The organism is Trichlorobacter lovleyi (genome assembly GCF_015239775.1).
GTDB lineage: Bacteria > Desulfobacterota > Desulfuromonadia > Geobacterales > Pseudopelobacteraceae > Trichlorobacter > Trichlorobacter lovleyi_B.
The window spans coordinates 1,786,867-1,807,906 of the sequence record NZ_CP058409.1 but is presented as its reverse complement, the minus strand read 5'-3'; the positions used below and the strand labels follow the sequence as shown (position 1 = coordinate 1,807,906).

The following is a 21,040-nucleotide window of genomic DNA, read 5'->3' as shown; positions in this document are numbered from 1 at the left end:
AAGCACATTGCCAACTCTCGCAACAGATATAACGAACTGAATTCATATCATTTTACCCAAGCAATACAAAACTTTCCGCACGAACCAAGCACACAAATTAGGCACCAGCACAACTATGTGCACTTTTTTTAATCAAACATCCTCGCAAAATACTCAGGTTGCCAACTCTTTAAGCTCTCTAATGATCTCAACCTGGCGCTGGTTGATGTAGTAAGCCAGGGCCTGCTGAGAATGACGGTCAGGATGAAATTCAAGGATACAGGTATAATCAGGAGCAGCCCCCAACAGACGGGTAACTGTGCAGGCCACACCAATTTCATGGGGGGCAGCATCATCAGGTGTTACAAGTTTCAAAATCAGGTTTACTTCCATACCCGGCTCTATCCCGGCAGGATTTGTGACCCGTAATGCGACCCCCCCCAGCGAAATATCGCGAACTGAGGCCGGTATAATGTCATTTTCCAGGTACATATCAACATCAGCACGTCGATCGTCAAGACAGACGCGAACAAAACGACGCAGGTCTGAGCGTATCTTGGCATAATGAAAACGGGTCAGAATCACCTTCCGCCGGGCAGTGTTGACATAGAACACTTCTCCGACAAGGTCATCCGGCACCGGGCTTTTTTCATGGGCCCTGATCAGTGCCTTTTTCTCAATGCTAATTACCTTGGCCTGGTATTCATGTATTTCAAACTCCGCCATATCATTTTCAACCGAGACCAGGCGGGCGTCATAGGAAACAGGGATCTCTTTATAATAATTCAGAAATGAAAAAGTCTGCCCTACCATTCCTTTAAGGAACTGGATAATAACCAACCCATCCTCATGTTCAGTGCCACGGATTACCTTGTCATAATAGGTAATATTCACAAATTATATCCTTGATAACGAAGTCAGTCGGCGAGAACGTTGGAATTGCTTTGTATTCTGGAAAGCGGTATAGTGCACAGGCATCGTTTTTTTAACAGAAAAGAGCTGCCATCACAAGCACGAATGCTGATACCAATGCGGATACCAACGAAACGACATACTTACCGGCTCATTATGCTGTCCGGCCTGCTGTTCACAGCCTGCTGCCTGTCATTCCTGCAGCAGGCCTGGGCTGACATCTACCGCTTTGTCACCATTGACGGTGTTGAAAGCTTTACTGACAGCCCGCTGCAAAAAGATGCACATCTGGTCATCAGGGACACCGCAAAAAATACCCGTAGGAAGTCTGCGCGAAACCTGTCCCGAGAAACCAGCCAAACTCCGGCACCCTCTCTTAAAGAGATTATTGAAAAGACGGTACAGGCCCAAATCAACCCTGGAACAAATCCTAACGGTGCCGTTGAGGCCTTGCTCCCGGTAAACGGCACCATTACCTCCGGAGTTGGCATGCGTGTTGACCCGATTGACGGTCAGTGGCGCCAACACAATGGACTTGATATTGCTGTCCCGGAGGGGACACCGGTCCACACGGTTGCCGATGGAATTGTTGTCTATTCAGGACTACGTTCAGGCTATGGCTGGACCGTCTTGATTGAACATGACAACGGCATGATTACACTCTACGGTCACAACAGCAAAAACCGTGTCGAACAGGGACAGCAGGTCAAAAAAGGTACGATGATCGCCCTGGCCGGCAGTACCGGCCGCTCGACCGGCCCCCACGTTCATTTTGAGGCATGGCAGTCAGGCAATAATATTACTGCAGCCTTTATGCCAGGCAGCAGCATGAACATTGCCTCAGCAACCCATGCAACCCGGCAACGGATTCAATTTCGAAAAGAGGTACTGGCAGATGGCTCAATGTTAATCACCAACCTCCCCTCATCAGTCCCCTGATGCAGGTTCAGCTTCAACGATACACGCAACGACTGGTTGATGAACAGTGCGCCAAAGCGGGTAAAATTGCAATCTGCAGCCAGAATGACCGAATCTGCAGTTTTGGCAATCATGACTTTGCCGAGCTGGGACAACAGATTGTACAAGAGCTTGATTGCGCCTCAGTAATTGTTGCAGAGCCACTACACCCTTTTCCGTTTCTATTGTTGTTCCGTGCACCGCCGAGCCTGGCCGCGCTTGTTCCCAGAGATTCCGAGTCACGTTCGTCACTGCATGATATTCCACTTGTTCGCCACTGCCAGAACCCAACAGATTTTTTAGCTGCAATCTGTACGGCACTGCGCAAGCGTAAGGGCTGCATTGTTGAAAATATCGGCTTGATCAGCCAAGGTTCGCTCACTGTCGAACAGTCATATATCGCCTGGTCTTCGGTGCTGCACGCAACCGTGATCAAATATTTTGAAGACCTGCTGACAACCGGCCCACAACTGACTGGCGAGATGGAAACCGTCCTTCAATACAAAGAAAGTTGCCTGAAGCCATTTAACACGAACGGTTTTTTGTTCCTGCCCAGCCTGCCTGCGCACGCGCAAACCATCATCTCCGAGATGAGTCTGGCTGGACAGGCCACCGTGCAATTGGGACTGGTTGATTCGTTTTTTGGTAACATCTCTTGCGCTGCAGATACGACACTCTATATTTCAGAGACATCTGCCCGGCTTGATGAGCTGCAGTCTCAGGTCGACCCGGTTCCTTTTGACGGTTCATCAACAGCAGGTATTACCGCCTCCAGTGAGCTGCCTGCCCACCGCGCCATCGTCTGTGCAACCGGCTGCAAGGCGATACTCCATGGTCACCCACGCTTTTCGGTGGTTATGAGTTTTTTTGCTGTTCCCGACGATGAAAATCTTTGCCGGATTGCTTCTATTCCTGTTGTTGATGGTGAAGGGGGCGTTGGAGGCCTTGCAGAAAGCCTTGTCAGGGCATTTAGCCTGACTGGGGTCAAGGCGGTTATTGTCAGGGGTCATGGTGTTTTTGCAATCAGTGACACTGGTTTTGGTGAGGCCCTGGCTGAATTGGCGCATGTGGAACAACGTTGCAGAGATAGCTATTTCACACAGCTGCAGGAACGTTATCAATTCGAATAGACAAAATGCAGAAAGGGCACGGTAGACACCGTGCCCTTTCTGATTCCTACAATGTGCTTACGACCTTAGCAACCGGCAGTCTTGCGGAACAGCTTGCTTTCCTTGCTGGCGTCGTCATACTTTACACGGACTTCATCGCCAACAACAATACGCTTGTCCTTCAGCTTGTCCACGGTCAGCTGATCCTTAACAATAACCTGAACCTTAGCACCTTTGCTATCCTTCAGCGTTACGGTTGCAGAAGCGCCTTGCATTTCAACCTTCTCGATTGTACCAGTAATCTTCTGCTCAGCAGCAAAAGCCAGGGAAGAAACAGACAGAAATGCAGCCATCAGAACTACAGATACCAATTTTTTCATTGTTGCATACTCCTTTGTGGGATAAAAATAAACATAGTTAATGATATTCATTTATAGATATTTCCGCAAGTCTTTTCGTATCAATTTTAATTTGTATAGCAATTAATTATCGAACGGTCACACTCAATTTCCCAGTTAACGCAGTAATTACCTTCTGGTGCACCAGCTGCACTTCGTCATCCGTCATAGTCCTGTCAGCAGCGCGGTAACGCAAACGCAGAGCAATGCTCTTGAAACCTGCCGGGACACGGTCCCCTTGGTACAGATCGAAGATAACGACCTCTTCAAGTTCTTTTTGCTTTAAGGCCTTGACGCAATCAAGCAGCTGTGAGGAGGCAAGCTCAAGAGGGGCCAACAAGGCCAGGTCTCTGACACTGTCAGGAAAGCGTGAAGGAGGTACAACTGCCTTGCGCGTGCCGGACAGCCTAACCAGTTCTTCAAAATTCAATTCAAAATAGTAAACTGAGCGGTCTATTTCGTAGTTTTTCAGCACCTCCGGGTGAATTTCACCAACGGTACCAATTGTCCCGCCTCCAAACATGATGCGGCAGGCTTTACCGGGATGGTAGAATGTCTCCGGCCTATCAGCTGACCAGACAGCCCCACGGATCTGTAAAAGATCAAACAGATTTTCTACAATCCCTTTGGCATCATAAAAATCAACCGCTGTCCCCTGATGACACCAACTTTCCAGATCCCTGTTCCCGCTGATCAAGCCTGCGCAGTAAACCGGTTCATGGGGCATTTCCTGACCGGGAACGCTGTGGTAGACACGCCGCATCTCAAACAGGCGCAGATCCAGGCTACGGAAACTCATGTTGCGTGAAGCGGTCTCCAGAAGCCCGGGCAACAGGGTCGTACGCATGACTGATTGTTCTACAGCCAGGGGATTACACAGCTTGATGCTGTTGCGCCGCGGGTCGTCAGCATCCAGCCTTAACAGGTCCGCTGCCTCGGGGGCAATAAAACTGAAAGATACAATTTCATGCATCCCTTCAGCCACAAAGTGGTCGCGCACTGAACGCTGCAGGCGCTGGTGCAGCGAGGGACGATCAGAGATAACCTGCGCTACAGGCATGGAGGCCACAACCTGATCAAAACCGTTCAGGCGGCAGATTTCCTCTATCAGGTCAATTTCCCGTTCAATATCAATCCGGTACGAAGGAATGGTTACCTGAAAGCTGCCGTTGGTAACCGGCTGGACCTGAAATTCAAGGTTACGGAACAGCTCAGCCATCCGTTCTGCCGTCAGTGAGAGCCCCAGCATGGCATTGGCGCGTTCAGGACGGAAGGTTACTGAGACCGGTGCCTTGGGTGACGGAAAATTGTCGACCCTGCCAGTTGCAACACTTCCGCCGGCAAGCTGAGCCATCAAACTGGCAGCCCGATCCAGCGCTTTGGGCACCATCTCCAAATCCGCGCCACGCTCAAAACGGTGGGAAGATTCTGTATGTAATCCCAGACGTTTGCTGGTGCGCCGGATGGTTGGTGGATCAAAAAACGCGCTTTCCAGCAGAATGTCAGTGGTCGTGTCAGTAATTTCAGAGTTTTCGCCACCCATGATACCAGCCAAAGCAACGGCACGATCACGATCACAGATCATAAGATCAGAGGCTGCAAGGGTGCGTTCCTGACCATCAAGGGTGTTGAATTTTTCTCCCTCACCTGCCCTGCGCACGACAATCTGCCCACCGGCCACCTGGGTATAATCAAAGGCATGCAGAGGATGTCCAAGCTCTATCATGACCAGGTTGGTAATATCGACCACATTGTTAATGGAGCGGACACCCACGGCATTCAAGCGGTTAACCAGCCAGGCAGGCGAAGGAGCAATCCGGCAACCGGATATAAAACGTGCTGCATAGCGTGGGCACCCTGCTGCGTCCTGGATAGCCACAGATATCTTGCTGTCAACCGGCTCACCATACTCAGGCACGACGATCGACGGATACCGCACCCGCTTACCCAGCTTTGCAGCAATTTCACGGGCAATACCGATCACGCTGAGACAGTCAGCCCTGTTAGGTGTCAAACCGATCTCAAAAACGGTATCTTTGAGCCCCATAGCCTCAAAAAACGGTGTTCCAAGCGGCAAATCATCTGAGAGAATCATAATTCCGGCACTTTCATCTGCCAGATGCAGTTCCTTTTCAGAGCAGAGCATACCGCAGGATTCCTCACCACGGATCTTGGACCGCTTTATCTTGAAATCCCCCGGCAGTACCGCCCCGATCTGGGCCAAGGCAACCGTATCCCCCTGTTTGAAATTCTGGGCACCACAGACAACCGAGAGTATCTCTTTGCCGTTATCAACCTTGCAAAGTGAAAGCTTGTCGGCATTGGGATGCTGGTTCTTTTCAAGAACACGGGCCACTACCACCTCATCCATACCGCCGCCCAGTTGTTCCATGCCTTCAACCTCAAGGCCGAGCATGGTCAGCAGATGTCCCAGGTCAGCAGGTGACAGATCAAAATCAACGAACTCTTTCAGCCAGTTATAAGTAACTTTCATGGTCTCACCGGACTAAAACTGTTTAAGAAATCTGACATCATTTTCAAAGAGCAGGCGCATGTCACTGATGCCGTACTTCAGCATAGCAATCCGCTCAATCCCCATGCCAAAGGCAAAACCTGAGATGGTCTCAGGATCATAGCCCACATGACGGAACACCTCCGGGTCAACCATGCCGGCGCCCAGAATTTCCAGCCAACCGGTCTGTTTGCAGACTCGACAGCCGGAACCACCGCAGATCACACAGGCGATGTCAACTTCAGCTGAGGGTTCGGTAAAAGGGAAAAAGCTGGGGCGCAGCCTGACCCCGGTTTTCTGGCCAAACAGCTGATTGGTGAACGTGGTGAGTATCCCCTTCAGATCCGCGAAAGAGACCTGACTATCCACCATAAGGCCCTCGATCTGATGAAACATGGGGGAATGGGTCGCATCGGAATCACAGCGATAGACCGTCCCGGGTGCAATAATCCGCACCGGAGGTTTCTGTTTCAACATGGTTCGGATCTGGACCGGTGAGGTATGCGTCCGCAGCAACAGCTCATTTTCTACAAAAAAGGTATCCTGCATGTCACGGGCAGGGTGCTCAGGCGGAAAATTCAATGCTTCAAAGTTGTACCAGTCATGTTCGATCTCAGGCCCCTCTGCAACGGAAAAACCAAGACCGGCAAAGATTTCGCTTACCTCTTCTATGACAAGGGTAACCGGATGTTTACTACCTTGACGGCGCCCCCGACCAGGCAGGCTGATATCAATCCGTTCGGTGGCAAGCCGTTTGGCAGTAGCCTCTTCACGGGCACGATTCATAGTCTGCTCAATCAGTGCCTCAACCTCATCCTTAACCGTGTTAACCAGTTGACCGACCTTTGGCCGCTCATCAGCAGGAAGTGTCCCCAGCCCCTTCATCAGACCGGTCAACTCCCCCTTACGCCCCAGATAACGGACCCTGACGTCGTTCAGCATTTCCTCGGTGGTAGCTGCAGCAATGGCACTTAAGGCCTGCTGCCGCATCTGCTCAAGCTGTTCCCGCATATCTTTAATCCTTTAAACAAACGGAAAATGGAGTAGAACGGAAAAAAGGGAACAGGAGTACCTGACTCCCATCCCCTTTTTTCCGCAAACAAACCAGCTTTACAGCTGGGCCTTGGCCACTGCCGAAATCTCGGCAAACCCTTTCGGATCAGTGATGGCGATGTCAGCAAGGACCTTGCGATCGATCTGAACATCCGCCTTTTTGAGGCCAAAAATAAACTTGCTGTAGGAAAGACCGTTCAGACGTGAGGCAGCGTTGATGCGCATGATCCACAGTGAACGGAAGTCCCGCTTCTTGACACGGCGGTCACGGAATGCATAGTTCAGCGCCCGGTCAACCGCCTCGGTTGCGCTTCTGAACAACTTACTCCGTGCGCCACGGTATCCCTTGGCAAGCTTCAGAACCTTGTTGCGGCGTTGCCGCGACTTAAAACCACCTTTTGCTCTCGGCATCTTAGTACTCCTTCAGGTTTAATTGCCCGATCCGCAAGGGGCCGTTCCTCGCGGTTCTGGGTCGAAACAGCAAAAGCTGTTTCTAACTACATGTACGGAATCAAGGCGCAGATATTTTTCTGGTCCACTGCAGCAACGGTGTTGCTCTGACGCAGGTTCCGCTTACGCTTGCTGGTCTTGTGGGTCAGGATGTGGCTGGTAAAGGCATGGGCACGTTTTACCTTGCCGGTACCGGTCTTCTTGAAACGCTTGGCAGCGCCGCGATTGGTTTTGATCTTAGGCATCGACTTGCTCCTTCTTGTGTATATACGTTGTGAGTAGTACTAAATCTGAATCAGTGTTTCTTAACTTTAGGGGCTACAATCATGAACATCTGGCGGCCGTCAACCCGGGGTGAAACCTCAATGACCGCGATGTCAGCCAACTCAGAAGCAAATTTCTCAATCACCGCCCGCCCGATATCCTGGTGGGTTATTTCACGGCCACGGAAGACCAGTGTAACCTTGGCCTTGTTTCCTTCTTCCAGAAAACGGCGAACATGCTTAACCTTGAAGTCAAGGTCATGATCATCGGTCTTAGGCCTGATCTTGACTTCCTTGACCTGTACCTGTACCTGCTTTTTCTTGGCCTCTTGCTGTTTCTTGCTCTGCTGATACTTGAATTTGCCGTAATCCATAATCCGGCAGACCGGCGGGGTCGCCGTGGGCGACACCTCAACCAGATCAAGCTGGCGTGCCTCAGCAGCCTCCAGCGCCTCGCGCAGCGTCAGAATTCCTAATTGTTCGCCATCATGTGCAATAACACGCACTTCTGAAGCGCGGATGGCGTGATTGATGTTGACTGTTGCGGTTTTGGTGGGGGCAGCTATGACGACACCTCCTGAAAGAGTGGCCCTACTAGATTACTTGTAGGCCTTTGTTTCAGCTTCAACAAAAGCAATAAATTCATCCGGCTTCATGGCATGCAGGTTTTTCCCATCACGGTAACGTGGTGTCACCGTCCCCTGCTCAACTTCTTTATCACCAATTACCAACATGTACGGTATTTTCTGTAACTGTGCTTCACGGATCTTGAAATTAAGTTTTTCGTTCCGCAGATCTTGCTGCACACGAATCCCCGCACTCTTGAGCTGTTTGTACACCTCTTGAGCATAGGGGATCTGATTATCTGTAACCGTTAACACAACAGCCTGCACCGGGGCAAGCCACAACGGGAAATTACCGGCAAAATGTTCGATCAATACGCCAATAAACCGCTCAATTGAACCGAGGATAACCCGGTGCACCATGACGGGGCGTTTCTTTTCTCCGTCACTGGCAACATAGGTCAGATCGAACCGCTCGGGCAGGGTAAAATCGCACTGGATAGTAGCACACTGCCACCGTCTGTCAAGACAATCACGCAGTTTTATGTCAATCTTGGGGCCGTAGAAGGCACCATCACCTTCATTAACCTCAAAATCACGGCCAGTATCTTTCAGAGCACCAAGCAGTGCACCGGTTGCCCGTTCCCAATCCTCATCACTGCCGATTGATTTTTCAGGGCGGGTCGAGAGCTCCATCTCGTACTCAAACCCGAAGATTCCCATCACATCGGAGACAAACTTCAGGACGCCTTTAATTTCGGCATCAAGCTGCTCCGGTGTACAGAGAATATGGGCATCATCCTGGGTAAAACAGCGCACCCTAAGCAGACCATGCAACACACCGGCCCGCTCATGACGATGTACTGTACCCAGCTCAAAATAGCGCTGCGGCAGGTCTCGATAACTGCGCAGCTGCGATTTATAGATCATCATATGGGAGAGACAGTTCATCGGCTTGACACCAAAGCTCTGCTCATCCACCTCGGTAAAATACATGTTCTCGCGATAGTTGTCGTAGTGGCCTGAACGCTGCCAGAGTTCTGTCTTCAGTATCTGCGGACCAACAACGATATCATAATCACGCTTCAGGTGTTCTTTGCGCTCAAAATCCTCCAGCAGGGTGCGCAGCATGGCTCCCTTGGGGTGCCAGATGGCAAAACCGGCCCCGACCTCATCATTAAACGAGAACAGATCCAGCTCACGTCCCAGCTTACGGTGGTCTCGGCGCTTGGCCTCTTCAAGGCGGTGCAGATAGGCCTCAAGCTCCTTCTTGTCGACAAAGGCGGTACCATAGATCCGCTGCAGCATCCGGTTGTTTTCATCACCTCGCCAGTAGGCACCGGCAATGGAAAGCAGCTTGAATGCCTTGAGCTTATTGGTGTTCGGCACATGGGGGCCACGACAGAGATCAGCAAACTCCCCCTGCGTGTAGATTGAGACCGTTTCAGCGCCAATCCCCTCAATCAGCTCCTTCTTGTAGGGCTCCCCCATCTGCTCAAAAAAAGCAATCGCCTCTACAGCAGACATCACCTTGCGCGTAAGCGGTTGTCCAGCTGCCGCCAGCTCAGCCATCCGCTTCTCTATTTTCTCCAGGTCTTCCGGGGTAAATGGTGCAGCGACATCAAAATCATAATAGAAGCCGTTTTCCACAGCCGGACCAATAGTCACCTTGGCTGCCGGGAAAAGCTCCTTAACCGCCTGCGCCATCAGGTGCGAGGTGGAGTGCCGGATGATCTCGAGCGCTTCAGGGCTTTTTTCAGTAATGATGGCAACGCTGTCCCCATCAGAAAGCGGCGCTGAAAGATCAACCAACAGACCATTCACCTGCCCTGCCAAAGCTGCCTTGGCCAACCCGGCACCGATGGAAGCAGCCAGATCAGCAACCGTAGCACCAGCAGCAAGTTCACGTATAGAATTATCCGGTAGTGTCACTTGGATCATTGACATGAATGTATCTTTCTTTAAACAGAAAAGGCATCGGGAATGCCGATGCCGCTCTCAGTTCAATGGTAGGCGCGGGCGGTTTCGAACCGCCGACCTCTACCGTGTCAAGGTAGCGCTCTCCCCCTGAGCTACGCGCCTCCAGCAAGGGAATTTGTTAATTAGCAGCTTCTCCCGGAAAATGTCAAGCGGTTTTTAGCTCTTTTCTCAGCAGCAACGCCACATTCTCCACATGGGGCGTCTGAGGAAACATCTCAACCGGCTGCACTTTTAAACAATCGTAGCCTTTTCCAATCAGGATATCCAGGTCACGGGCCAAGGTCTGGGGGGAGCAGGATACATAGACAATCCGTTCAGGAGCAAACTCCGCCACCTTATCAAGAACCTCCTGATCGCAGCCTTTGCGCGGAGGATTAAGAACAATACAGTCAAATCGCAGGTCATCCTCAAGCAGGTCATCCAGAAGCTCCAGTACATCTCCTGCCTCAAAACGACAGTTCCTGACATTATTCAGGCGGGCATTACGTTTGGCATCAGCCACCGCATCCTTGTTCAACTCAACTCCCAGCACCTGCCTGGCAGCAGGGGCAAGGGTCAGCGCAATACCGCCGATGCCGCAATAAAGGTCCAGTACCTGTTGGCTACCATCCAGGCCGGCCCAATCACGAGCGGTTTCATAGAGTAACCGGGCGCCATCATTTTGAGCCTGTAGAAAAGAGCGTGGAGAGACCAGCAGCTCTACCTGCCCTATCCGCTCCTGAATAGTCTGCTGCTTGGTCAGAAAGTGATCATGGGCACCGAAAATGACGTTGCCTTCGCTGCTGTTGATATTCTGGCAGACAACCGCCACCTGCGGGACATTTTCCTGCAGAAAACGGGCAAGGTGGTGAATCTCGTTAAAGGCTCGCCGGGCAGTAACAAAGGTTACCATGACCTCATTGCTACTCTCTGAAACACGCACCACCAGATACCGCAGGATACCACTCTTGTTTTTCTCCTGATACACCGGCACCTTCAGCCTGCTGATCCCTTCACGCACCACCTTGATCACGGTGTTGATCATGGGATGGTGCAGCGGGCAATCCTCCAGATCCACCACATCATGGCTGGCACGTCGATAGATACCGATATACGGATCAGCATGGCTGCCTGCTACAGCCAGTTTTGCCGTGGTGCGATACTGCAGACGGCGTTCAGGAGTCAAAAGACGCGGTACAACAATCGGCTTGAGAGGCGGATATTGATTGAAAGCGGCCTGTACCAGATCCTGCTTCCAACGCAACTGCTCACCATAGCGCATGGCAATCAACGGGCAGCCCAGACAAAGGGCTGCATCTGAGCAGGGACAACGCTGTAGCCGCAGCGGAGATGGTTCAATCAGCTTAACCAGATCTGCAAAGACTATTGTCTTACCGATATGACTGATCCTGGCCAGACAACGATCCTGCGGCAGGGTGCCGGCCACCAGGATCTGCCTGCCCTGGTAATGGGCACTACCAATCCCCTCATCATCAAGCCGCTCAATCAGCAGATCAACGGCGACACCCCGTCGCAACCCGGATGGGGCTTCCTGTTCACGGGTCCCGGTCGGCTTCTGACGCGCCGCACCACCCTTCCCTGCTGTCTTAATCCGTGGTTTCATGGTGTGTACCTTTGACGGGCTGCCTCAAACAGCACAATGCCTCCTGCCACCGAAGCATTCAGCGATGAAATGCCACCGTAGTGCGGAATGGCAAGTAACAGATCACAATGCTTACGCACCAACGGCCTGATCCCTTCCCCTTCACTGCCAACCACCAGTGCCAGATTACCACGATAGTCAGCCTGATAGATATCCTTGCTCGCCTCCCCGGCCAGACCAAAGGTCCAGCAGCCGGCCTGTTTCAGTCGTTCCAGGGTCTGCACCAGGTTGGTAACCTGGATTACCGGCACAGTCTCAACCGCTCCTGCCGAGGCCTTTTCCACCACCGGGGTCATACCACAGGCCCGGTCTTTTGGAATAATCACCGCTTGTACACCTGCGCAGGCAGCAGACCTGATTAACGCACCAAGGTTCTGGGGATCCTGAATACCATCCAAAACCAACACAAACAGACCACCATCAGATTCCATATGGTTAGACAAGAAATCTTCAAGTTCTGCATAGACAAATGGGGCAACCTTCAGCACCACCCCTTGATGATGGGGATTACCAGCCAACCGCTCCAGATCTGCCCGTTCACGCCGTCGTACGGCAACACCCTTTTCTTCTGCCAAGGTTGCCAGTTTGGCAATCCGCTGATCCGTGCCACCAGTCTGCACAAAAAGCTCGAAAGCCTTGCGGTTTCCCCGCAAGGCCTCTCTGACCGGATTTATCCCATACAGGATATCTTCTTTCATTGTACACCCGTCACAATCTCGTCAACAATCAGCTCTGCAGCCTGTGCAGGATCAGCTGCCTTGGCAATCGGCCTGCCGATCACCAGATAATCAGCACCTGCCTGAACCGCTTCAGACGGGGTCATGATCCGCTTCTGATCATCAACCGATGCAAAAGATGGTCGCACCCCAGGGGTTACAATCAGAAAATCAGGCCCACAGGCAGCACGGATCGCCTGAATCTCCAGCGGTGACGCCACAACACCATCCATGCCGCTTTCCTTGGCCAGTTTTGCCAAGCGCACCACCATCTCTTCAACCGGCTGCTCAATCCCTACAGCCTTTAAGGTATCCTGGGTAGACGACGTCAGGATGGTTACAGCCAGCAGTCGGGGACGCTCAACCTCGCTGAACTCCTTGCGCACTGCCTGGCTGGTCTTTTCCATCATCTCCGGACCACCCAAGGCATGCAGATTGGCTAGCTTTACCCCTAAACGCCCAGCAGCCAGCATGGCCTGGGCAACGGTATTGGGGATATCATGGTATTTAAGGTCAAGGAATACCTCACCACCATGCTGTTTCACCGCAGCAACCGCAGCTGGCCCGGCAGAGGTGAACAGCTCCTTGCCCACCTTGAACATGCCAACCTTGCTGGAAAGCCTTTCAGCCCAACAGTCAATATCCTTCAGGTTATCCACATCCAGGGCAAAGATGATCTTGTTTTTTGCTTCGTCGCGGGTCATTCATATTCCTTTCAGATTTTATAAATGCAGTTTTTTGTACTGTCACAGAACCATCATCATGATGGATTTTAATGGCATGGCCACGCTGGAAAATTGCGCTGTGCTTTCCCCTCACAGCACCAGAAAAATCGACCGCCTGTACCTCATCATCAAGAACCTTTTTCTTCATAGCAACTCCTGCCACCTATCACATTATTCCTTCTTCCTTGAGGGAGAAGGTGGCCAAAGACCGGATGAGGGGGAAAACTTTACCGCCCCCAGCGCAGATCGTCCAGGCTCTTATCTCCAAGCATAACATTGGCATAAATATTAACTGCTGACCAGCCAGTGACCCGCTTGGCCCATTCATTCCAGGGTAACTGCTGCCCTTGATATTCAACCAGTTTATGGTTAATGATCTTGGCTGCTGATTCAGCACGGTCTTTGATGGTGACCTCAACTCCAGGTTGAATCAAATTTTGTTCAAAGAGTGCAGACAAGGTCGGGAATATAGTCCGGCTTTTCTTGGATTCATCGCCAGTTTCAGACACGTCTGCGGCAACGGCCTGATGGCGGGCAACCGGGGTTAACATTTCATCAAGTGAAGGAGGTGGGACGACACGTTCTACAACCAGTAAAAGCTGACTATCGCCATTTTTTACCGGTGACAGCCGAATACAGGAGATGTCTATACCATTCTGCACCAGCCATGCGCAGGCAGAAATCACTTCTTTATCAAATTCTGAGGCGACCAGGATGATTTTCTGACGGGAGTTAAACTCACCATTTCCAGCTTTTACAATACGATTGATTTCGCTACGTGCAAACTGTTCTGCTTCTTTACCGGCAAGCCTTTCTGACTCAAACTTCCTCAGATAAGGAGCGTATACCAGCTCTGCCAATTCATCAACCGTACGGATGCGAGAATAGGTTGCGGCATAGCGGATAGCCTGCATCTCAAACTTTTCAGCCCGTGCCTTGCAGTCGGCCATATCCCTCTTAATTTCAATCACCACCAGACAACCATCACTATCCAAGGCCACCAGATCGGCACGGCTTTTCTGCTCATTCACCACTTGGCGACCGACCAAAATAGCGTTTTTATCCCCCATTAGCAGGTATAAATTTTGGGCCAAAAACTCCTCAACATGTTCTTCCCTAAGCTTTAGAGCCGAAAAAGTTGTTGCTTCAAGAAGATCAGAGTTCGTACCACTGATTCCTTGACCATCACGAGTTTGTAAACTCATTATAGTAGTTTCCACTGACAATATATCCTTTTGGTATTTAACAAAATTATAGTCTTAGCGAACAGGAAGCATTATTGCTTGATTATTAGCAACATTAAAACATTCAATTGTTTTATTTTTATTAAAATTATAGCATAAAGGTAAGTTTGAGTTATTATTAGTATCAGATATTGCTATATAAAAATAGTCAATGTTTATTGCATACACATCGCAAAATGTTTTTATTAAGCTATAAGACCAATCTAACTCCTTTCTAGATGGCAATCTCCATTTATTTTATTCATTGCTGTTTATATTATTAAGTTAATAATATGGGTCTTTATTATTTTGTTTTAGTAATTTAAAGGTATAGCTAAACTGCAAATTATTTTTTATTATGGTTGCGTAATTATCATCATTATTAAATTCGATATTAGAAAGTTCTTTTTTGAAATAATCCAATCTTGCATTAAAGTGCCCTTCTGAGGGAATATATGGCTGCATAGGAATAACAATCCTGAATCCTAAGTCATTGGCACTATATTTAGATGACCCCTTAAATCTTGAGGCTGCAGAAATTCTCACTGGATCTGACTTAAACGAGCCACCTCTGAAAACGTATTTGCATTCGTTAGATGGTATAGTCTGCTGTTTAACCGGGTAAGACTGATAGCAACTTGTTGTCCATTCAGAAACATTGCCAATGGTATCAAACAGGTTAAAACGGTTTGGAATCAGTTCTCCAACATTGTGTGTCTTACTTTCTTTTCCTTGTTCCCAAATCCATCCAAAAATATTATGGGTAAAAACAAGCATTCCTTCTCCTGATAGGGAATAATTGCGCTTCATGGTTTCTAAGTCTTCTCTCTTCTCCTTAAGGGCTGCTTGAATAGCCAAGTCATTTGGATCAAAAGATTTACACCATCCTTTTTTAGCCCCACCCTCTTTTCCGGGTACGTCACAAGAGTCAAAACCCTTTGAGGTCATTTCAATTTCTTTTTCTAATTGTTTGATTTCAGCGAGATGCCCCTCTGATATCCAATTCTGCCCCCCATTTCTTGCAGCATATTCCCATTCAGCCTCTGTGGGTAGTCGATATATTCGACCAGCTAATCGGTCCCAAATGGTATTACTTGTCTGATATTCACGGTGACCTGTAGTTACATTTAGTTTTGCCAGAAAACTCTGTGCATCATCCCAGCTTACATTCTCAACCGGGCAGTTATCACCACAATTTTCGAAATGGCTGGGGTTGGTACCCATTAGCTTTTTCCATTGCCCCTGCGTTACTTCAGTTCTTCCTATAAAAAAATCATCCACACAGACTACATGTGTTGGCCGTTCATCTGCTGCGCCCATATCATTCCCCATCTTGAAACAACCACCTTTAACAAACGAAAATTCCATACCGGTGACAGGATCAACAACGGGCAATTCGTACTGTTTGCCACTGGGGTCGTGCAAAATGGTGCTGATAACAATCGGGGTGCTGTCTTTGCTGATTTTTGAAGACATCTCAAAACGGATCAGGCCTGCCTCAAATAGTTTCTTAAAATCAGGGGCTTCCTTTTTCGATATTTTCAGCATACCAGTTGACGCCAGTTGAACACCTTTTCCCTGTCTGGTTGCAACCTGCACAGGAAACGACTGTTTTTCTGCATCATACTTACCCAGCTGAGCCAATAGTTGCTCTGAAGGAATACTGTATTCCTGCTGGGCAAGTATGAGAATCTGCTCCTTAAGGGGTGCAACCTGTTGTTCGGCAAGGGTATGCACATCCAGACTAGCAAGTTCCTTATCACGCAGTGCCTGCAGGTCATCTTTTTGCTTCTGAATACGATCAGTATATTCCTGCCGCGTTTCAAACTCGCTCTGCTGTTGCCGGTCAAGGTCTGCAATTTTCTGGCTATACCGTTGCAGGACCTGTTGACGGGTTGGCGCCAGTTCACGCTCCAGAGTGGATTCAATTTCCTGCATACGGGCATGCAACTTTTTGATTTCAGCAACAGCTGATTCAATACTGGCGGAAGAGCCGGACAGCTGCAGATTTTGCTTGCGTTTTTCAAGGTCAGCCTTTAAGAGGGCCAGACGTTTTTCATCTTCAAGTTTCAGTGACTGCAAACGCTTGCGCTCTTTAGCCTCTGCTTCAATCCGCTGTTGTTCTTCTGCAAGTCGCTGCTGCCGTAACTGTTCAGCCTTTACACGTTCTTCAACTGCTTTACGGGCCTGTTCGGCATCCCGAAGCTGTTGTTCGTTCTGTTTGCGTTTTGCGTCAGCTTCAAGAGCCTCAAGACGTTTCTGCTCTTCCATAAGACGAGCAAGCTCTGTGCGAGTATCTGTCATTTTCTGCTCAACGCTGGGCACAAAGACAAAATCACCATTGCCAGAAAGGGAACCGAAACTGGGGGTTTGGACATAACCCCTGCCTTTGGCATCGTTAAAGACCCGTTCTTTCAGTATGGCCTGTATTTCGTTGGCGGTGATGAAGTCGCCACTTGCCTCCAGTATCTCAATCAGCCTGCCGGTAAAGACGGAGTGACCGCTGGGACCACCATCAAGAACCTGCTGGTCTTTCCCTCCCGCAGTCAGAACTTGTCTGACCCGTTCTTTGGTGATTTCTTTCAGGTAGGCAAGATCTCGGCGGGGTTTACTGTCAACCGCCCGTGTAGTCAAAAGGCCGCTGTAACAGGCGTCCATTGCGTAAAAGACATGCTTGGCAGGGACAATGCGGGAAATGGTATCCCTGATTTCAGTCATGGTGACATTGCGGTACACTTCATCGGCTGAACCGTCATAGGGGATCAGGAAGCCGATTTCTCCTTCCGGTGTCAGTTCCTGATTGCCATGACCAGCCCAGAACACAAAGAGCGAGTCGTTTTTCCCGATTTCTTTGGGAAGCTGCACGGTAAGCAGTTTCATGATCTGCTCTTTGGTGGCATCCTTGTTGTACAGGGTGAAAATTTTGTCAAAGCGGTAGTTTTTGGCAAGGGCTTGGGCCACCCCTTTGGCGTCACGGACAGCGTAGGAAAGCTGACGATCAGCAGGCAGGTTTTGATACTGGTCAATACCGATAATGACAGCATAGGATTTGTTGTAGAGGGGTACTTCAGCCTGCTGGCCACTAGCCGGGTCTTTAGCAATTACCCGCAGACCACGGGCGTCGGAGGCATGTGAGTTACATACAACAAGCAATAGAAACAAAAAAACAGTAACTAGACGCATTTATGTACTCCCGAACCCGCTATCCCTGTTTCTAAATTCCGTATGCTAGGCATTTGCCTTTACCATAGCTTCCAGAAGAGTCTTCAGGGGCAGAAAGAGTTTAAGGTTTTCATCACGAAGCTCTATAAATCCAAAGTGTTGATAAAATTTCTTGGCCTGTTCATCTTTTGCATCAACAAAAAAACCGGTCAACGCACCAGATAAACTGATTGTTCCCGCTACGCGTTGAATGGCATTAGCCAGCAACAACGCACCATATCCTTTTCCCTGATAGTGTGTATCAACAGCAAGCCTGGCAAGTTTTGCGCCAGGCAGTCGAGCGTTATTTGGCAGTGTTTTAGAATGCTGGACAGGCAGGCTGTTGGAATCTATTTCAAGAAAAGTCAAAGTAAAAAATCCAAGAATAGTGGCAGGCTGTTTTTTGTCTACCAACACAAAGGTATTGGAAAGCCCTTTTTCTTTGTGCTGTCTAGCGGTCTTCTGCAGAAAAAAGTTGAGTGCATCCACACCGCAATCAAACGATGTACGATCATGAAGCAGCCCAAGAGGCTCAACTGTCAGCATGCAACAAGCTGCGCATGCTTTCGCAGTGCTTCAACAAGTGTATCAGCGGGAGCTGGCGGGTTCTCCAGGGCATCCAGAAAAAGACGGGCATCCCTTTCTGAAAGACGTAGCTGTTCTTCCTGAGCCAAGATTTGATTAGCCTTATCCAGGGCTGCCTGAATCATAAACTGGTTAATGGTTGCCCCGTATACCGCTGCTGCTTTTTCAATAATAGTACGGTTTGAGTGCGGGACACGGGAGACAATCCTGTCGTCTGCCAAAACTTTTTTTGCTGTAGCTGTTCGCATAGAAGCTATCCTCCATACCAACTATAACAAATGTTGCCATTTTGGCAACCCAAATAGCTTAAAGAGGTTACCGCTCCCATATCTCTTTTTTGTCTTTACCCAGATAAGCCCGTTTAACCTCGGCATTTTCAAGCAGTTCTTCAGCCGGACCCTCCAGGATTACCTTGCCGGTTTCCAGCACATAGCCGCGGTCTGCCAACTTAAGGGCTGCCTTGGCATTCTGTTCCACCAGCAGGATCGTGACTCCCCGCTCCTCCCGCAGCCGCTGCAGCACCCGGAAGATCTCCTGCACCACCAGGGGAGCCAGCCCCATGGATGGTTCATCCAGCAGCAACAGTTTGGGGCGGGCCATCAGGGCACGGCCAATGGCCAGCATCTGCTGTTCACCACCGGACATGGTTCCGGCAGCCTGTTTACGACGTTCTTCCAGACGGGGAAAGAGCTGAAAGATCTCCTCCTTGTCCTTCAGGATATCTGCCTTGGGATCCCGTGCCCGGTAGCGCAGGTAGGCCCCCAAATCAAGGTTATCCTCAACCGTCATCGGTTTAAAGACCTGACGGCCTTCTGGTACTTGCGAAATGCCAAGCTTGACGATCCGATCCGGGGCCAGAGTCTTGATTTCTTCTTTTTGGAAGAGCAGATCACCACCAGTGGCCGGAGTCACACCGGAGATGGTGTTCAGGATGGTGGTTTTACCGGCGCCGTTGGCACCGATCAGGGTAACGATCTCCCCTTCTGCCAGATGCAGGGAAACATTCTTCAGGGCGTGTACCTTACCGTAGTAGGTATTGATATTCTTTAACTTTAACATTATTCATCATCCCCCAGATACGCTGCTATTACCTCTGGGTTATCCTGTATCTCCCGTGGTGTCCCCTCGGCCAGCTTCCGCCCCAGGTTCAGCACCACGATCCTGTCACAGATATCCATGACCAGCTCCATGTCATGCTCCACCAGCACGACCGTTACACCCAGGTCGCGGATCTTCCGGATCAGCTCAGCAAGTCCGACGGTTTCCTGAGAGTTCAGTCCGGCAGCAGGCTCATCCATCAGGATCATACGGGGTTTGCAGGCCATGGCACGGGCAATTTCAAGCATTCTGCCCTTGCCAAACGGCAAGTTTGATGCCTGAACATCTGACAATTGCTCAATACCGACAAAGCGCAGCCATTCGTGGGCCTCTTCACGGATACGGCGTTCTTCCTTAATCGTCCAGGGGGCCTTGAATGAACAGGCAAACAGCCCGCTTTTGCTCCTGCTGTGTAACCCGACCATCACGTTTTCAAGTACGGTCATCTGCCCGAACAGCTCGATATTCTGGAAGGTGCGCACCATTCCCTTGGCTGCCAGACGCTCCACCGGAATCCCGCTGATATCGTTGCCTTCAAAAATCACCTGACCACTGGTCTGTTGATAAATACCGGTCACAATATTAAACAGGGTGGTCTTGCCGGCACCATTGGGGCCGATCACGCCGGTAACTTGATTGGCATGAATGGAAAAAGACACATCATCTAAGGCAGTAACCCCGCCAAAGATCTGGGTGATGCCTTTCAGTTCAAGCATGGGCACCTCCCTTTTTATTCCTTAGGCCGGCAATCTTACGGAACAGATCCGGTATGCCACGCACAAGGCCGCCCGGCATGAAGATCGTCATAAGCATCAACAGGCCGCCATAGAAGACAATGTCATAGTCATGCATAAAGCGCAGAAATTCAGGTAGCATGGTCAGCAACAATGCCCCCAGGAAGGAACCGTAGATGCTGCCCAGTCCGCCGATCACCACCATGGTCAGCAACTCAACCGAGATATTGAAGCCAAAGGATGGCGGAGCGATAAAGGTCATCACATGGGCGTACAGAGAACCGGCAATGGCGCAGATCAGGGCCGAAAGGGCAAAGACCTGCACCTTGAGCAAGCGTGCATTGACCCCCATTACCCGTGCAGCCACCTCGGCATCATGGATGGCCCGGAAGGCCCGCCCGATCCGTGAGTTAGCCAGGTTGACCGAAAGCAGTACGCAGCCCAGCACAAAGCTCCAGACCAGATAGTAATTTTTAAAATCACTGTCAAAGACCAGCGGTCCCAGTTCCAGGTTGGGAATGCCTGAGAAACCGGATGGCCCCTCAGTCATGTCTATCCATTCATTAAAGACAATATAAACGATGATCCCCATCCCCAGGGTGGCCATGGCCAGATAGTGCCCCTTCAATTTCAGGATCGGAAAGCCAATAGCAAAGGCCAATCCTCCCACGGCAAGGGCAACCACCAGCATGGCAAGCCAGGGATTCCATTCGTAGGTTGTGGACAGAATAGCTGAACCATAGGCGCCCAGCCCGAAGAAGGCAGCATGCCCCAGCGAGATCTGGCCTGCATACCCCAGCAGCAGGTTAAGTGCCACTGCCAGCAGGGTGTGGATTCCCACAAAGACCAGTACATTCATCAGGTAATTGCCTGAAAAGGCCAGAGGTGCAAGCAGGACACAGACAGCAAAAATTACGTATTTGATCAATTCCTTTTTCAC

The 21,040-nt window shown here is 50.2% G+C and carries 21 protein-coding genes and 1 tRNA gene; 2 read left to right on the top strand and 20 right to left on the bottom strand.

What is annotated here, in order from left to right; all coding sequences use genetic code 11:
* Positions 1-153 precede the first annotated feature (153 nt).
* Positions 154-873, bottom strand: a complete 720-nt coding sequence (locus FY034_RS08345) for a PilZ domain-containing protein (protein WP_265555135.1) — start codon at positions 871-873, stop codon at positions 154-156.
* A gap of 135 nt (positions 874-1,008) precedes the next feature.
* Between FY034_RS08345 and FY034_RS08340 the strand changes: the two genes are divergently transcribed.
* Entirely contained in the window at positions 1,009-1,830 is an 822-nt protein-coding gene (locus FY034_RS08340) for a M23 family metallopeptidase (protein WP_265555133.1), read from the top strand.
* Entirely contained in the window at positions 1,830-2,978 is a 1,149-nt protein-coding gene (locus FY034_RS08335) for a class II aldolase/adducin family protein (RefSeq protein ID WP_265555131.1), read from the top strand. Before FY034_RS08340 ends, FY034_RS08335 begins: the two co-directional genes overlap by 1 nt.
* A 65-nt stretch (positions 2,979-3,043) precedes the next feature.
* On the opposite strand, the gene FY034_RS08330 is transcribed toward FY034_RS08335, so the two are convergent.
* The 19 genes from FY034_RS08330 to FY034_RS08240 form a co-directional block, all read right to left on the bottom strand.
* Positions 3,044-3,337 (bottom strand): TOBE domain-containing protein, encoded by a 294-nt coding sequence (locus FY034_RS08330; protein WP_265555129.1) that lies wholly within the window; start codon positions 3,335-3,337, stop codon positions 3,044-3,046.
* Positions 3,338-3,443: 106 nt separating this feature from the next.
* A complete protein-coding gene (pheT, locus tag FY034_RS08325) occupies positions 3,444-5,849 on the bottom strand; it encodes a phenylalanine--tRNA ligase subunit beta (RefSeq protein WP_265555127.1) in 2,406 nt (801 codons plus the stop codon).
* Positions 5,850-5,861: 12 nt separating this feature from the next.
* Entirely contained in the window at positions 5,862-6,878 is a 1,017-nt protein-coding gene (gene pheS / locus FY034_RS08320) for a phenylalanine--tRNA ligase subunit alpha (protein ID WP_265555125.1), read from the bottom strand.
* Positions 6,879-6,977: 99 nt separating this feature from the next.
* Positions 6,978-7,331, bottom strand: coding sequence for a 50S ribosomal protein L20 (rplT, locus tag FY034_RS08315; protein WP_012469927.1), 354 nt, complete (start codon positions 7,329-7,331; stop codon positions 6,978-6,980).
* A gap of 86 nt (positions 7,332-7,417) precedes the next feature.
* Entirely contained in the window at positions 7,418-7,615 is a 198-nt protein-coding gene (gene rpmI / locus FY034_RS08310) for a 50S ribosomal protein L35 (RefSeq protein ID WP_012469926.1), read from the bottom strand.
* A 50-nt stretch (positions 7,616-7,665) separates the two neighbouring features.
* Positions 7,666-8,199 carry a translation initiation factor IF-3 gene (gene infC, locus FY034_RS08305; protein ID WP_041242897.1) on the bottom strand — a complete coding sequence of 178 codons (534 nt, stop codon included), beginning with the start codon at positions 8,197-8,199 and terminating at the stop codon, positions 7,666-7,668.
* 33 nt (positions 8,200-8,232) lie between these two features.
* Positions 8,233-10,143 carry a threonine--tRNA ligase gene (gene thrS, locus FY034_RS08300; RefSeq protein WP_265555123.1) on the bottom strand — a complete coding sequence of 637 codons (1,911 nt, stop codon included), beginning with the start codon at positions 10,141-10,143 and terminating at the stop codon, positions 8,233-8,235.
* Between the two features lie 60 nt (positions 10,144-10,203).
* Positions 10,204-10,278 (bottom strand) — tRNA-Val (locus FY034_RS08295).
* 43 nt (positions 10,279-10,321) lie between these two features.
* Positions 10,322-11,779, bottom strand: a complete 1,458-nt coding sequence (rlmD, locus tag FY034_RS08290) for a 23S rRNA (uracil(1939)-C(5))-methyltransferase RlmD (RefSeq protein ID WP_265555121.1) — start codon at positions 11,777-11,779, stop codon at positions 10,322-10,324.
* Positions 11,776-12,516, bottom strand: a complete 741-nt coding sequence (gene rlmB, locus FY034_RS08285) for a 23S rRNA (guanosine(2251)-2'-O)-methyltransferase RlmB (protein ID WP_265555119.1) — start codon at positions 12,514-12,516, stop codon at positions 11,776-11,778. Before rlmB ends, rlmD begins: the two co-directional genes overlap by 4 nt.
* A complete protein-coding gene (gene pyrF / locus FY034_RS08280) occupies positions 12,513-13,238 on the bottom strand; it encodes an orotidine-5'-phosphate decarboxylase (RefSeq protein ID WP_265555118.1) in 726 nt (241 codons plus the stop codon). The genes rlmB and pyrF overlap by 4 nt, the downstream gene beginning before the upstream one ends.
* Positions 13,186-13,407, bottom strand: coding sequence for a hypothetical protein (locus tag FY034_RS08275; protein WP_265555117.1), 222 nt, complete (start codon positions 13,405-13,407; stop codon positions 13,186-13,188). The genes pyrF and FY034_RS08275 overlap by 53 nt, the downstream gene beginning before the upstream one ends.
* Positions 13,408-13,486: 79 nt before the next feature.
* Complete coding sequence (locus FY034_RS08270; RefSeq protein WP_265555115.1) at positions 13,487-14,464, bottom strand: hypothetical protein; 978 nt, start codon at positions 14,462-14,464, stop codon at positions 13,487-13,489.
* 303 nt (positions 14,465-14,767) lie between these two features.
* Entirely contained in the window at positions 14,768-17,665 is a 2,898-nt protein-coding gene (locus tag FY034_RS08265; RefSeq protein ID WP_265555114.1) for an SUMF1/EgtB/PvdO family nonheme iron enzyme, read from the bottom strand.
* A 45-nt stretch (positions 17,666-17,710) separates the two neighbouring features.
* Positions 17,711-18,229: a GNAT family N-acetyltransferase gene (locus FY034_RS08260; RefSeq protein WP_265555113.1), complete on the bottom strand. Its 519-nt coding sequence runs from the start codon at positions 18,227-18,229 to the stop codon at positions 17,711-17,713.
* Positions 18,223-18,516: a DUF1778 domain-containing protein gene (locus FY034_RS08255; protein ID WP_265555111.1), complete on the bottom strand. Its 294-nt coding sequence runs from the start codon at positions 18,514-18,516 to the stop codon at positions 18,223-18,225. The genes FY034_RS08260 and FY034_RS08255 overlap by 7 nt, the downstream gene beginning before the upstream one ends.
* Positions 18,517-18,583: 67 nt before the next feature.
* On the bottom strand, positions 18,584-19,327 hold the full coding sequence (locus FY034_RS08250; RefSeq protein WP_265555109.1) for an ABC transporter ATP-binding protein: 744 nt from the start codon (positions 19,325-19,327) through the stop codon (positions 18,584-18,586).
* Positions 19,327-20,082: an ABC transporter ATP-binding protein gene (locus FY034_RS08245; RefSeq protein WP_265555106.1), complete on the bottom strand. Its 756-nt coding sequence runs from the start codon at positions 20,080-20,082 to the stop codon at positions 19,327-19,329. Before FY034_RS08245 ends, FY034_RS08250 begins: the two co-directional genes overlap by 1 nt.
* Positions 20,075-21,040 carry a branched-chain amino acid ABC transporter permease gene (locus FY034_RS08240; protein WP_265555105.1) on the bottom strand — a complete coding sequence of 322 codons (966 nt, stop codon included), beginning with the start codon at positions 21,038-21,040 and terminating at the stop codon, positions 20,075-20,077. Before FY034_RS08240 ends, FY034_RS08245 begins: the two co-directional genes overlap by 8 nt.